We start from the raw sequence: 12,714 nt of genomic DNA, 5'->3' as shown, positions 1-12,714 counted from the left end.
TAAAAAAATCTTTGACATTGAAGCGCTTGCGCGCCTTCCCCCCCTCTATTTGCTGCGCGAGGAGGGGGACGACACCATCGCTGCAGGGCGGCACGGCCGGCGTAGGCCCTTGCTCGGTGTCCCTGGTTTTGGAGCCCCGCCCATTTCATAGGCTGTGGGCGAAGCAAAGTATCTGGACATATCCATGGATCTGAACTCCCTGACCCTGCTGGTGGAAATCATCGATAGCGGCAATCTGAGCCAGGCGGCGCGCAAGCTGAAGATGACGCGGGCCAATGTGAGCTATCACCTGACGCAGCTGGAAAAATCGGTGGGGGTGCAGCTGGTGCGGCGCACCACGCGGCGCGTGGAGCCGACCGAGGTGGGGATGCGGATGTACGAGCATGGCCGCGCGATCCAGAACGAGATGATGTCGGCGCGCGAGACGATCACGTCGCTGGGCCAGGGGATGGCAGGCCGCGTGGGGCTGAGCGTGCCCAGCGGCTATGGGCAGATCGTGATGAGCGACTGGCTGATCGAGTTCAAGCGGCTGTATCCGGGCATCGTGCTGGATGTGCTGTTCGAGAACCGCGCCGACCATTTGCGCGACGAGGTGGACATCGCCATCCGCGTGATCCAGGAGCCGCCGCTGTCGGTGATTGCGCGCAGCCTGGGCAATGTGCACTACGTGGCCTGCGCCTCACGCGAGTATGCGCAGCAGCACGGCCTGCCCACCACGCTGTACGAGCTGCGCAACAGCCCGCTGATCACGGCCGGCGTGATGGGCCGCCAGCTGCGCCTGTCGGCCTACCAGGGAACGGACCGCCAGGAGGTGCTGCTGGCGCCGACCATGATCTCCGAGCATTTCCCGTTCCTGCGCCAGGGCATTCTGGCGGGCCTGGGCGTGGGCCTGGTGCCCGACTACGTGGTGCAGGACAAGGTGGCCAGCGGCGAGGTGGTGCTGACCCTGCAGGAGTACCGATTGAGCATCTTCGGCACCCACATGTACCTGCTGTACCTGCCCGACCGTCATCAGACGCGGGCCGTGCGCACCTGCATCGACTTCCTGCTGGCCAAGGCCGGCCAGGGCGGCAGCGGCAGCGGCGACGCTGCCGCCACCTGAATCAGCGACGGTACCAGCCGCCCGGGCGCTGGTACCAGCCACGCGGCCCATGGTCCCAGCCGTGCGGGCGCCAGGCATAGCCGGGATGCGGCGGCGCGGCCCAGTAGCCGGGGCGCCAGGCATAGCGGCCGCCACCCCAGCCCCAGGAGCCGCCGATCCAGACATGCACCGGCGAGGGAGCGACCGGAATGACCTCGGTCTGCAGCGGCGGCGGCGCCATGGGCGCGTAGACCACCTCGCCCGAAGGACCTACGGGATAGGCAGGCGCCACCACGCAGCCGGTCAATGCCACGGTGGCGGCAGCCAGGACCAGGGCCGAAACCAGGCGACGGCCCGGCGTTTGAATCGATACAGACTTCACGATGCACTCCTGGCCACACTTTGGGCGGCCATGCAGATACAACGAAAAAGCCCCTGCCGGTTGTTGACAGGGGCTTGTGAAGCCTGGGTAAAGATCAAGTCTGGCTGTACGTGAGGTTGAGACGGGCCCTATATCCAAGGGTTCAAGACGCGCACTCCATGAACATGGAACGGCTCGAAATCCTTGATGTTGCGAGTGACCACGCACAAGCCATGCACCTTTGCCGTGGCCGCGATCAGGCTGTCGGCCAGCGGCCGCGGCGCAGGCACGTGGTAGGCCGCGTTTTCCATGGCAACCATCGCATCCACTGGCAGCACACGCCCCTGAAAGGCCGTGAACACGCGTTCCACCAGCCAGCGGCGCAGCACCTGCCCGGCAATCGGGTCTTGCCGGGCTTTCAACTGCACGCCTTTCTCCAGCTCCATCAGCGTGATCGCGCTGATGAAAAGGGACTCGGCCGCGACCGATTGCGCCCAGGCCACAACGCCATCGTTCGCGCGGCCCGACGATGCCTTGCGCAGTTCGGAAACGATGCTGGAGTCCACCAGATACATCAGGACAGGTCCACGGCGCGCGGCAAATCCTTCGTTCGCTCAATGTCGAAATCGATATCGGCGGCCTCGGGCATGGCCAGCAATTGAAGAATGTTCCGGGTCTGCCCCGACAGTTCACGGAATTTCTCAATGCTCATCAGCACGTGGGCAGGTTGCCCCCGGTCCAGGATGTAGACCACGTCATCACCGCTGGCCGCTTTCTTGGCAGCGGAAACATGCTGGTTGAATTCACGGCTGCTGAAGGTCGAAATCTGCATGACGCACCTCCGTCAAAGAAAATGCTTGTACGTTACTACATTCGTATAAATGCAGCACCGGACAAGCATTTCTGATGGGGCTTCGGTAAGCGGTGCCCAGTCGATGACCGGGCTCCCACTGGACAGGCTCCAGCGTGTCGAACCTGATGCTGAATCAGAGGTTCTGCGCGTTCTGCAGCGCGGCAATGCGCTCTTCGATCGGCGGGTGCGTCGAGAACAGCTTGCCGATGCCACCGGCAATGCCCATGGCGGCCACGCTCTTGGGCAGCTCGCCGGGGTGCATGCCGCCCAGGCGGGCCAGGGCATTCATCATGGGCTGCTTGCGGCCCATGAGCTGGGCGGCGCCCGCGTCGGCGCGGAATTCGCGCTGGCGCGAGAACCAGGCCACGATGATGGCGGCCAGGAAGCCCAGCACGATGTCCAGCACGATGGTGGTCACGTAGTAGCCGATGCCGGGGCCCGAGCTGCTTTCGTCGTTCTTGCGCAGGAAGCTGTCCACGGCATAGCCGATGACGCGCGACAGGAAGACCACGAAGGTGTTCATCACGCCCTGGATCAGGGTCATGGTCACCATGTCGCCATTGGCGATGTGGGCGACCTCGTGGCCGATCACGGCCTCCACCTCTTCGCGCGTCATGCCTTCCAGCAGGCCCGTGGACACGGCCACCAGGGCCGAGTTCTTGAAGGCGCCGGTGGCGAAGGCATTGGGCTCGCCCTCGTAGATGCCGACTTCGGGCATGCCGATGCCGGCACGGTCGGCAAAGCCGCGCACGGTGTTGACGATCCAGGCCTCATCGGCGTTGCGCGGCTCGTTGATCACGTGCACGCCCGAGCTCCACTTGGCCAGCGGCTTGGAGATCAGCAGCGAGATGATGGCGCCGCCAAAGCCCATGATGAAGGCGAAGCCCAGCAAGGCCCCGAGGTTCAGGCCATTGGAAGTCAGGAAGCGGTTGACGCCCAGCAGGCTGGCGACGATGCCCAGCACCACCACGACGGCGACGTTGGTCAAAAGAAAAAGTGCGATGCGTTTCATCAGTGGGTTCTCCACAAAGTGGGGAAAGGGGGAAGGATCTGGGCCCTGCAGCGTTGAAAAGTGAGGGCCCCACCGGCTGTTTTCAAGCCGGGTCCTGCGCCGTTGTCATTCCTTGTTGTGATGCTTGTACGGAACGGGGCGCCCGGAACACGAGAGAGTCATCATAGAAGGAAAAGTTCTCGTTCTCGTGGCACCAGCCGGGCACGCCCAGCACGGGCAAGGGTGCAAAAGGCTTGGCCGCCAGCGTGTCCGGCTCCAGCCAGGCGCTGGCGGCCAGCCAGGTGTCGATATCCGCTGCGGCAGAAGCCGGCGTGGCGCCTGCCCCATCCGTGTGCACGCACAGCACATGGGCCGTGATGGGCTTGCGCGGCTGCACCAGCTTTTCCAGCAGCGCATGGCCTATGGGCAGCAGCCTGGCCTGGCGCCACAGCGCGCGCTGCTCAACGAAGAGCTGGTGCCAGCGCCGGTGGCGCAGCGCCTCGCACAGCGCGGCCGGCGCCAGCAGCAGGGCGCCGTTCTCGTCCAGCACGGTGATGGCATCGCGCAGCGGCCCGCGCTGCGCACCCACGCCCGCCTGGGCAATAGCGCCGGCCTGCAGGGCGTTGCAGCGCTGCTTGAGCAAGGGCCAGCGCAGCCAGATCAGGCCGTTGAAGAAGTCATGCAGGTTGTCGCGCGTGGGGATGCAGCGCGTCTCGAAGATGAATTGCTCGTAGGCCGTGCCTTCGGGCAGGTCGTGCTGGGGCACAAAGCGCCAGGGCAGCGCCTGTGCGTCGGCCAGTGACTGCAAGGCCTGCCAGACCGGCCGGCCCTGGGTCACCTGCAGGCAGGCCGCCCTGCCCTGCGTTTGCAGCCCCTGCAGCCAGGGCGCACTCCAGTCGATGGGGAACGTCAATTGCCGGACGGCCTGGACTGCGCCTTGGCCAGGCGCTTGTCGCGCACGGCCACGCGCGAGGTGCCTTCGTCGCGCATCTCGAAGGCCTGCGTGGCCGCCAGCAGCTTGGTGAGCGTGGCGTAGCCGTAGTTGCGCGCATCGAACGAGGCCTTGTTGCCGATCTGCGCGCCCACGGCGCCCACATGGGCCCAGCCGCTTTCATCCTGCGTGGCGTTGACGGCGCTGCGCAGCATGGCCAGCAGCCGCTTGTCCTGGCGCAGTTCCTGGCTAGGAACGCGCAGACAGGGACGCTGGGGCTGGGCTTGGGGTTCTGCCGAGGGTTCGTTCTCGGCCTGGGCCGGCGCACGCTCCTTTCCAGCGCCGTTCGGCGGCTGGGGAGCGGTAGCCACCGCAGCTGCAGCCACGGGCGGCACCGCCGCCTGGCCCGCCTCATGCGCGGCGTCCTGGCCATTGCCGTTGGCGGGCGCCGCCTCGCCCAGCGCTTCCAGGTACAGGAAGCGCGAGCAGGCATTGACGAAGGGCTGGGGTGTCTGCGCCATGCCGAAGCCGTAGACGGCCGCGCCCTTGGAGCGCAGGTGCATGACCAGTGGCGTGAAGTCGGCGTCGGAGGAGACGATGCCGAAGGCGTCGGGCCGCTCGGTGTAGAGCAGCTCCATGGCGTCCACGGTCATCGCCATGTCGGTGGCGTTCTTGTGCTTGGAGTAGTCGAACTGCTGCATGGGCCGCAGTGCGAAATCGAGCAGCTTGCGCTGCCAGCCGCCGAGCGAATGCTTGGTCCAGTTGCCGTAGGCGCGGCGGATGTCGATGACGCCGAAGGTCGACAGCTCGGTCAGGATCTCGTCGATCATCTCGGCCGGCGCGTTGTCGGCGTCGATCAGCAGGGCGATGCGCGGTTGCGGCTCAGGCATGGCAATCCTCTGGCGGGTGGCAGTCCCGCCAGCTTAAACCAGCTTCCAGGGCAAGGCTTCGCCGGAACGCAGGGGCTTCAGTTGCGCCTCGCCGAAGGCGAAGCTGTCCGGCGGCGTCCAGCTTTCGCGTACCAGGGTGATCTTGCCGGTGTTGCGCGGCAGGCTGTAGAAGTCCGGGCCGTTGAAGCTGGCGAAGGCTTCGAGCTTGTCCAGCGCGCCGGCATTGTCGAAGGCCTCGGCATACATCTCGATGGCGGCGTGGGCGCTGTAGCAGCCCGCGCAGCCGGTGGCGTGCTCCTTGAGATGGGCCGCGTGCGGCGCGCTGTCGGTGCCCAGGAAGAACTTGGGCAGGCCGCTGGTGGCCGCCTCCACCAGGGCCAGGCGGTGCGTCTCGCGCTTGAGCACGGGCAGGCAGTAGTAGTGCGGACGGATGCCGCCCGTGAAGATGGCGTTGCGGTTGAACAGCAGATGCTGGGGCGTGATGGTGGCGCCCACGAAGCGGTCGGCCTCGGTCACGTACTGGGCGGCTTCGCGCGTGGTGATGTGCTCGAAGACGATCTTGAGTTCGGGGAAGTCGCGGCGCAGCGGGATCAGGTGCTGGTCGATGAAGGCGGCTTCGCGGTCGAACAGGTCGATGTCGCTGCTGGTGACTTCGCCGTGCACCAGCAGCAGCAGGCCTTCGCGCTGCATGGCTGCCAGCGTGGGGTAGATCTTGCGCAGGTCGGTGACGCCGTGGTCGCTGTTGGTGGTGGCGCCTGCCGGGTAGAGCTTGCAGGCCACGACGCCGGCCGCCTTGGCGCGCACGATTTCCTCGGGCGGCAGGTTGTCGGTGAGGTACAGCGTCATCAGCGGCTCGAAGGCCATGCCCTCGGGCACGGCCGAGAGGATGCGCTGCTTGTACTCCAGCGCCTGCACGGCGGTGGTCACCGGCGGCTTGAGGTTGGGCATGATGATGGCGCGCGCGAACTGCGCGGCCGTATGCGGCACCACGCTGCGCATGGCTTCGCCATCGCGCACGTGCAGGTGCCAGTCATCGGGACGGGTGATCGTGAGGGTGTCGGTGGAGGCGGTCATGGTGCGCTATTGTCCCATTGCCGGGCCGGCTGCGGCCGCGCGCCCCAGGCCGGCAAGATCGACCAGCGTCAGCCGCCCATAGGCCGCGTGCAGCAGGCCGCGCTGCTCCAGCAGGCGCAGCTCCTTGTTGATGGTCTGGCGCGAGACCGAGAGCATGGCGGCCAGATCGCTCTGCGAGATGCGCAGCACCACGCCCTGCCCGTCGGGCGCGGGCTGGCCATGCGTGGGGGCCAGCCGCGCCAGCAGCTCGGCCACGCGGTTGTCGATGTTGCTGAAGGCGTGGCGCTGCTGGACGACGATCAGCTCGTGCATGCGCGCCAGCACCAGCAGGCAGATGTCCTTCCACAGCAGCGGATGCGCGTCGAGCAAGGCCAGGAAGGACTCGCCGGGGATCTCCACCAGCACGGTGGGCTGGTGCGCGTGGTAGTCGTAGACGAATTGCGTGTGCTCCAGCAGCCGCGCCAGGCCCACGATGTCGCCCGCGCTGTGCATGGACAGCACGAAGCGCGAGCCCGTGGCGTCCACGCCGCCCACTTCCACGCAGCCCGAAGCCACCACCAGCACCTCGCGCCGCTTGGGGTCGGCGGCGCGCACCTGCTGGTGGCGCTCGTAGCGGCCCAGGCGGGACAGCGCCGTCAGCTCGTCCAGCACCTCGGGCGGCCAGTTGCGCAGCATGCGGCACAGGCCCAGGGCGCGGCGGATCAGCGCCGACGGGTCGGCCACGGGAGCAGGCTTGGAGCGCATGGTTCTCTCACGTTGTCGAAGGCCCCGGGTTAGTCCGGTGCCCATGTACCGCCATTTGTCAATAGCTTGACAGAGTGCATCCCCTGTCGCTCGGGATAGTAGCAAGCAAGCCACCGGGCAAAGCATCCGGGGCGCTACCAAGGAGACAAGTTCGTGAAGCACAAGCATTGGCTGGCCGCCGCAGGCATGGCGACCCTGGGAGCCACCGCGGGGGCCCAGGGCAGCGTGGAGATGTTCGGCATCGTCGACGTCCACATCAACAGCGCAAGGTCGGGCGCCACGCGCCTGAGCCGGCTGGAGGACGGGGGCAGCGCGGCATCGCGCATCGGCTTTCGCGGCAGCGAGGACCTGGGCGGCGGCCTGCGCGCCCAGTTCATGCTGGAGGCCGGCGTGGCGCCCGACACGGGCCTGGGCACCATTCCAGGCCCGGGCCTGGCTTTCACGCGCCAGGCCTGGGTGGGACTGAACAGCGGCTGGGGCGCCGTGGAGATGGGCCGCATGTACACGCCCATGTTCGGTGCGCTGTTCCGGGCCGATCCGCTGGGCATGAACGCGCTGTTTTCCTCGCTGAACCTGGTGTCGGCCACCGATGCCCAGGCCGGCCTGCGGCCGTTTGCGGCGCGGGCCAACAACCTGGTGCGCTACCGCACGCCGGCCGGCCAGCCCTGGCTGGCGGACCTGGCCTATTCCTTCGGCGAAGCGGCTTCGCCGAACAGCAGCAACGGCCGCCTCTACGGCGCCACGCTGGGCTGGAACCAGAAGCCCTGGTTCCTGGCCTACAGCTTCCAGAAGTCCGTGGAAGGCAGCGCCGCCGCGCCCGTGGCCGCGCCCGCCACCAGCCAGTACCAGGCACTGTCGGCCAGTTGGGAAGCCCTGGACGGGCTGCGCCTGACGGGCAACTACGTCATCAACCGCGTGGACCGTGCAGGCACGCCCAAGGCGAAGCTGGCCCAGCTGGGCGCCGATTGGAGCGTGGATGCGCGCTCCAGGCTGCTGGTCTCGGTGGCGCGGCGCGAGGTGGGTGGTACGGACCGCGCCCAGAACACCTGGACGCTGGGCTACGACTACGCGCTGAGCAAGCGCACCGTGCTCTACGCGCGCTGGCTGCAGCTGGACAACGCGGCCAATGCCTCGGCCGCCATCGCCAACGTGCCGGTGGCCGCCAACAGCGGCGACGGCGTGCGGTCCCTGGCGCTGGGCGTGCGCCACAACTTCTGAGGGACACACATGACCGACAGCCATTGCTTCGACACTTCCCGGCTCGACGCGCTGTTCGCGCCGCGCTCCATCGCCGTGGTCGGCGCCTCGGACCAGGCTAGCAAGATCGGCGGCATTCCGCTGGACTACCTGCTGCGCTTCGGCTACGGCGGCGCGCTGTATGCGGTGAACCCGCGCGCCAGCCGCGTGCAGGGCCTGCCCGCGCACGAGCGGCTGGCCGCCATCGGCGCGCCGGTGGACCTGGCCATCGTCGCCGTGCCGCAATCGCAGGTGGCCGGCGTGCTGGAGGATGCGGCCGCCGCGCGCGTGCAGTCCATGGTGCTGTTTTCCTCGGGCTATGCCGAGACAGGCGCCGACGGCACGGCCGCCCAGCAGGCGCTGGCGCGGCGCGCGCAGGAGGCGGGCATACGCCTCATCGGCCCGAACTGCCTGGGCTTCATGCGGCCCGGCCACCAGGTCTACGCCACGTTCTCGCCCGCGCCGGGCGGCGGCCTGGTGCGGCCCGGGCGCATCGGCATGGTCAGCCAGTCGGGCGCCTTCGGGGCCTATGCCTACAGCCTGGCGCGCGAGCGCGGGCTGGGCCTGTCGCTGTGGGCCACCACGGGCAACGAGGCCGATGTGCAACTGGCCGATGGCCTGGCCTGGCTGGCCCAGGACCCCGAGACCGACGTGATCATGGCCTACATGGAAGGCTGCCGCGACGGCCCCCGGCTGCGCGCGGCCCTGGCCCTGGCGCAGGAGCGCGGCAAGCCCGTGGTCATGTGCAAGGTGGGCACCAGCGCCCTGGGCGCGGCCGCCGCCGCATCGCACACGGCCTCGCTGGCGGGCAACGATGCCGTCTATGACGCGGTGTTCCGCCGCTACGGCGTGCTGCGCGCGCATTCCATCACCGACTTCTTCGCGCTGGCGGCCAGTGCCTCCATCGCGCGGGCCCCCAAGGGGCGGTCCATCGGACTGTTCACGGTCTCGGGCGGCGTGGGCGCCATGATGGCCGACGACGCCAGCGCAGCCGGCCTGGACGTGGCACCGCTGTCCGACGCGGCCCAGCGCCAGCTGCGCGAATGGGTGCCGTTTGCCGCGCCGCGCAACCCCGTGGACATCACGGGCCAGGTCACCAACGACATGACGCTGCTGGAGCGCAGCGCCCGCCTGATGCTGGCCGACCGGCAGTTCGACAGCTGGCTGGGCTTCTTCGCGGCAGGAGGCCTGTCCGACGCCTTCTGGCCCGTGCTGCAAAGCCTGGTGCAGACGCTGCGCACCCACCATCCCGACACCCTGCTGGCCGTCAGCACGCTGTGCTCGCCCGAGCGCCGCGATGCGCTGGAGGCGCTGGGCTGCCTGGTGTTTGCCGACCCGGGCGCGGCCATACGCTGCATTGGCGCGCTGGCCCGCCTGCATGAAGCCCCTCAGGCCTTGGCTGCCGGGGCGCAGGCAGGCAGCCCACTGCACCTGCCGGCGGGCACGCTGTCGGAGCAGCGCAGCATGGCCCTGCTGGCCGAGGCCGGCGTGCCCATGGTGCCGCACCGGCTGGTGCGCACGGCGGCCGAGGCAGCGCAGGCCGCGCAGGAGATGGGCGGACGCATTGCCCTCAAGGTCTGCAGCGATGCCATCGCCCACAAGTCCGACGTGGGCGGCGTGGCACTGAACCTGGCGGATGCGGCCGGCGCCCAGGCCGCCTTCGACCGCATCCTGGCCAACGCGCGCCAGGCCCGGCCCGATGCCCTGATCGACGGCGCGCTGGCCGCGCCCATGGTGCAGGGCGGCGTGGAGTGCATCGCGGGCGTGCACCGCGACCCGGTATTCGGCCCGGTGCTGATGTTCGGGCTGGGCGGCATTCATGCCGAGATCCTGCGCGATATCTCGCTGCGCCTGCTGCCCATCACGCACGACGACGCGCTGGCCATGGTGCGCGAGCTGCGGGCCTTTGCCGTGCTGGGCGGCGCGCGCGGCCGCCCCCGCGTGGACCTGGACAGCATTGCCGACACGCTGTGCGCCCTGGCCGGCTTTGCGCAGCGCGCAGGCGCCACGCTGGAAAGCGCCGAGATCAACCCCCTGATCGCCCGCCCGCGCGCGGACGGCGGCTGCCTGGCCGTCGATGCGCTGGTCATCGGCAGGGAGGCTGCATGAAAGCCAATGCCCATTCCATCTCCCGCCCGGAGGCCACCATGAACACACCCCTGCTGCGCACCGCCGCGCTGACCTGCCTTGCCCTGGCCTGCAGCGCCGCGCTGGCCCAGGACGGCTATCCCGCCCGGCCCGTTCGCATCGTCGTGCAATACCAGGCCGGGGGCTCCACCGACACCGTGGCGCGCATCCTGGCCGAGGGCCTGGCCAAGCGGCTGGGCCAGCCCGTGGTGGTGGACAACCGCAGCGGCGCGGGCGGCATCATCGGCACCGAGCACGTGGCCAGGAGCGCGCCCGACGGCCACACCCTGCTGCTGACCGTGCCCGGGCCCATCACGGCCAACCTGGTGCTCTACAAGAAGCTGCCCTACGACCCGCGCACCGAGCTGCGCATGGTCTCGGACGTGGTCTCGCCCTCCATGGTGATGGCCGTCAATCCGGCCGTGCCGGCCAGGGATTTCAAGGGCCTGGTCGAGGCCGTGCGCCGGTCGCCGGGCAAGTACGCCATGGGTTCCTGGGGGGCGGGCACGCAGCCGCACCAGGTCCAGGTCTTCATGGACAAGGCCTACGGCCTGCAAACGATGCACGTGGCCTACAAGGGCGAGGGGCCCATGTCCATCGACCTGATCAGCGGCGTGATCCAGATGACGCTGGGCTCGGCCGCCACGCTCAAGCCCTTCATCGACGCCGGCAAGCTGCGCGCCCTGGCCGTGGCCGGACCGCGCCGCAGCAAGGCCCTGCCCGATGTGCCCACCTTTGCCGAGCAGGGCTACCGCGAGCCCGTCTACGCCATCACGGGATCGATCTCGCTGATGGCGCCCGCGCGCACGCCCGACGCCATCGTCGAACGCCTGGGCCGCGAGGTCGCCGCCGTGATGCGCGAGCCCCAGGTGCGCCAGCGTGTCGAGGCGCTGGGCCTGGAGGCCCAGGGCAACAGCCCGGCCGAGGCCAGCGCCGCCTACGCCGCCTTTTTGCCCGTGGCGCTGGACCTGGCGCGCTCCACGGGCGTGACCCTCGACTGACCCCCTCCTCCCCTGAAGAAAACAATGGACATGAACCCGACCCCTCCCTCCCTGCCCGAAGTCCGCCGCGCCCTGGCGCGCTCCATCGGCCTGGCTGCCTTTGTCTACGGCTATCCGCTGATAGAGACCTACCGCACCTGCCGCCTGCAGACCGATGCCGGCGCCGCGCGCGCTACCGGTCTGAGTGTGGGTCTGGGCCTGGACATGCGCGGCGACTTCGACACGCTGCACCACAGCCAGCGCCCCTCCACCCATGAGGACCGCGACGTGGTCACGCCCGCCAACGACCTGCTGTACTCGCTGGCCTGGATCCACCTGGCCGACGGCCCGCGCCTGCTGACCGTGCCCTCCAGCGCCGAACATCCGGGCCGCTACTTCGTGCTGGCCCTGTACGACGCCTATACCGAGAATTTCGAGAACCTGGGACCGCGCAACTGCGCGCCCGAAGGCGAGACCGTGGTCCTGGTCGGGCCGGGCGGCCAGGTGCCGGAACACCTGGCCGGCCACCGCCTGGTGCACTGCCCCAGCAACCTGGTCTGGCTGATCGGCCGGACCGTGGTGGGCGATGCGCCCGACTGGCCTGCAGCCCGCGCACTGCAGGCCGACATCCGGCTGGAGCCCGCGCCGGGCGTGCCGAAAGGAGGCCGTCCGGCCGCCGTCACGAACTGGGTCGGCCCGCCCGTGGACGCCATGGCGGCCGCCTTCGAGAACCAGGAGCCTGCGGCCGAGGTCGCGCCGCGATTTTTTGCCAACCTCTGCCATGCGCTGGCCGAGGCGCCTGGCCGCAAGGAGGACCAGGGGCTGCTGTCCTGGTTCGGCCAGGCCGGCCTGGTGGCCAGCGCCCACATGGCGTGGGAGCAGCTGGAGGAGCCCGTGCGCGAAGGCCTGACCGAGGGCTTTGCCGACGGCGTGCGCACCGTGGCCGCCATGGGGCGCAACCGCCGTCCCCGGCCCTGGACCATGACGCCGTCCACCGGCCGCTACGGCAGCGAGTACCTGGGCCGCGCACGCACCGCCTACCTGGGCCTGGGGGCGCTGGCCACCAGCGAGGCCATCTACGCCGCCGCCCACCACGACGCAGGCCTGCAGCCGCTGGACGGCAGCCAGCGCTATGTGCTGCGCTTCAATGCCGCCGACATGCCGCCGGCCGATGCCTTCTGGTCCGTCACCCTGTATGACGCCGACCGCTTTCTCTACGGCAACGAGATCGGCCGCCACTCCATCGGCGACCGCACGCCGGGCTTGCTGCGCGAGGCCGACGGCAGCCTGCAGATCGACCTGGGCCATGCCCGACCGGCACAGGGCGCCGCCAACTGGCTGCCCACGCCGCACGGGCGCTTCTACCTCATCCTGCGCATGTACCACCCGCAGGCAGGCGCGCACCAATGGCCTGTTCCGCCCCTGCAGCCCGTGGCCGCATGAGAC

Annotated in this window: 13 protein-coding genes; 5 read left to right on the top strand and 8 right to left on the bottom strand. The window is 69.1% G+C overall.

All coding sequences use genetic code 11. The annotated features are described in order from the left end of the window. The first annotated feature begins 184 nt into the window (after positions 1-184). Positions 185-1,102: a LysR family transcriptional regulator gene (locus A9976_RS26640; protein WP_012203322.1), complete on the top strand. Its 918-nt coding sequence runs from the start codon at positions 185-187 to the stop codon at positions 1,100-1,102. 1 nt (position 1,103) lies between these two features. On the opposite strand, the gene A9976_RS26635 is transcribed toward A9976_RS26640, so the two are convergent. The 8 genes from A9976_RS26635 to A9976_RS26600 all read right to left on the bottom strand — a co-directional run bounded on the left by A9976_RS26635 (position 1,104) and on the right by A9976_RS26600 (position 6,925). Continuing rightward, entirely contained in the window at positions 1,104-1,463 is a 360-nt protein-coding gene (locus A9976_RS26635; RefSeq protein ID WP_183021486.1) for a YXWGXW repeat-containing protein, read from the bottom strand. A 128-nt stretch (positions 1,464-1,591) separates the two neighbouring features. Then, entirely contained in the window at positions 1,592-2,017 is a 426-nt protein-coding gene (locus A9976_RS26630) for a type II toxin-antitoxin system VapC family toxin (protein ID WP_183021485.1), read from the bottom strand. After that, positions 2,017-2,274: a type II toxin-antitoxin system Phd/YefM family antitoxin gene (locus A9976_RS26625; RefSeq protein ID WP_012203319.1), complete on the bottom strand. Its 258-nt coding sequence runs from the start codon at positions 2,272-2,274 to the stop codon at positions 2,017-2,019. Before A9976_RS26625 ends, A9976_RS26630 begins: the two co-directional genes overlap by 1 nt. Before the next feature lie 154 nt (positions 2,275-2,428). Continuing rightward, the gene (gene htpX / locus A9976_RS26620; protein WP_013804154.1) at positions 2,429-3,307 is read right to left on the bottom strand and encodes a protease HtpX; all 879 of its coding nucleotides are present in this window, start codon (positions 3,305-3,307) and stop codon (positions 2,429-2,431) included. Positions 3,308-3,389: 82 nt separating this feature from the next. Beyond that, the gene (locus tag A9976_RS26615) at positions 3,390-4,199 is read right to left on the bottom strand and encodes a DUF3025 domain-containing protein (RefSeq protein ID WP_183021484.1); all 810 of its coding nucleotides are present in this window, start codon (positions 4,197-4,199) and stop codon (positions 3,390-3,392) included. After that, positions 4,196-5,107, bottom strand: coding sequence for an NYN domain-containing protein (locus tag A9976_RS26610; RefSeq protein WP_183021483.1), 912 nt, complete (start codon positions 5,105-5,107; stop codon positions 4,196-4,198). The genes A9976_RS26615 and A9976_RS26610 overlap by 4 nt, the downstream gene beginning before the upstream one ends. Before the next feature lie 33 nt (positions 5,108-5,140). Continuing rightward, positions 5,141-6,181: a dihydroorotase gene (gene pyrC, locus A9976_RS26605; RefSeq protein ID WP_183021482.1), complete on the bottom strand. Its 1,041-nt coding sequence runs from the start codon at positions 6,179-6,181 to the stop codon at positions 5,141-5,143. 6 nt (positions 6,182-6,187) lie between these two features. Further along, positions 6,188-6,925: a Crp/Fnr family transcriptional regulator gene (locus A9976_RS26600; protein WP_183021481.1), complete on the bottom strand. Its 738-nt coding sequence runs from the start codon at positions 6,923-6,925 to the stop codon at positions 6,188-6,190. Positions 6,926-7,078: 153 nt separating this feature from the next. On the opposite strand from A9976_RS26600, the gene A9976_RS26595 reads away from it, so the two are divergent. Genes A9976_RS26595 through A9976_RS26580 form a run of 4 tightly spaced genes read left to right on the top strand, consistent with a single transcriptional unit; the run spans position 7,079 to position 12,711 of the window. Then, the gene (locus tag A9976_RS26595) at positions 7,079-8,143 is read left to right on the top strand and encodes a porin (protein ID WP_183021480.1); all 1,065 of its coding nucleotides are present in this window, start codon (positions 7,079-7,081) and stop codon (positions 8,141-8,143) included. Positions 8,144-8,152: 9 nt separating this feature from the next. Then, positions 8,153-10,270, top strand: a complete 2,118-nt coding sequence (locus tag A9976_RS26590) for an acetate--CoA ligase family protein (RefSeq protein ID WP_183021479.1) — start codon at positions 8,153-8,155, stop codon at positions 10,268-10,270. Beyond that, entirely contained in the window at positions 10,267-11,289 is a 1,023-nt protein-coding gene (locus tag A9976_RS26585) for a tripartite tricarboxylate transporter substrate binding protein (protein WP_183021478.1), read from the top strand. The genes A9976_RS26590 and A9976_RS26585 overlap by 4 nt, the downstream gene beginning before the upstream one ends. 24 nt (positions 11,290-11,313) lie before the next feature. Beyond that, positions 11,314-12,711 carry a DUF1254 domain-containing protein gene (locus A9976_RS26580; RefSeq protein WP_183021477.1) on the top strand — a complete coding sequence of 466 codons (1,398 nt, stop codon included), beginning with the start codon at positions 11,314-11,316 and terminating at the stop codon, positions 12,709-12,711. Positions 12,712-12,714 lie beyond the last annotated feature (3 nt).

Origin of the sequence: Delftia sp. UME58 (assembly GCF_014170385.1) — a bacterium.
Classification (GTDB): Bacteria; Pseudomonadota; Gammaproteobacteria; order Burkholderiales; family Burkholderiaceae_C; genus Comamonas; species Comamonas acidovorans.
The sequence above is the reverse complement of the archived record's forward strand: the minus strand, read 5'-3'. Positions and strand labels throughout refer to the sequence as shown.

What these genes read in the sequence shown, in the direction of transcription:
- A9976_RS26640 (WP_012203322.1), top strand. Translation starts at nt 185, where the DNA reads ATGGATCTGAACTCCCTGACCCTGCTGGTGGAAATCATCGATAGCGGC.
- A9976_RS26630 (WP_183021485.1), bottom strand. Translation starts at nt 2,017, where the DNA reads ATGTATCTGGTGGACTCCAGCATCGTTTCCGAACTGCGCAAGGCATCG.
- A9976_RS26625 (WP_012203319.1), bottom strand. Translation starts at nt 2,274, where the DNA reads ATGCAGATTTCGACCTTCAGCAGCCGTGAATTCAACCAGCATGTTTCC.
- htpX (WP_013804154.1), bottom strand. Translation starts at nt 3,307, where the DNA reads ATGAAACGCATCGCACTTTTTCTTTTGACCAACGTCGCCGTCGTGGTG.
- A9976_RS26610 (WP_183021483.1), bottom strand. Translation starts at nt 5,107, where the DNA reads ATGCCTGAGCCGCAACCGCGCATCGCCCTGCTGATCGACGCCGACAAC.
- pyrC (WP_183021482.1), bottom strand. Translation starts at nt 6,181, where the DNA reads ATGACCGCCTCCACCGACACCCTCACGATCACCCGTCCCGATGACTGG.
- A9976_RS26600 (WP_183021481.1), bottom strand. Translation starts at nt 6,925, where the DNA reads ATGCGCTCCAAGCCTGCTCCCGTGGCCGACCCGTCGGCGCTGATCCGC.
- A9976_RS26590 (WP_183021479.1), top strand. Translation starts at nt 8,153, where the DNA reads ATGACCGACAGCCATTGCTTCGACACTTCCCGGCTCGACGCGCTGTTC.
- A9976_RS26585 (WP_183021478.1), top strand. Translation starts at nt 10,267, where the DNA reads ATGAAAGCCAATGCCCATTCCATCTCCCGCCCGGAGGCCACCATGAAC.
- A9976_RS26580 (WP_183021477.1), top strand. Translation starts at nt 11,314, where the DNA reads ATGGACATGAACCCGACCCCTCCCTCCCTGCCCGAAGTCCGCCGCGCC.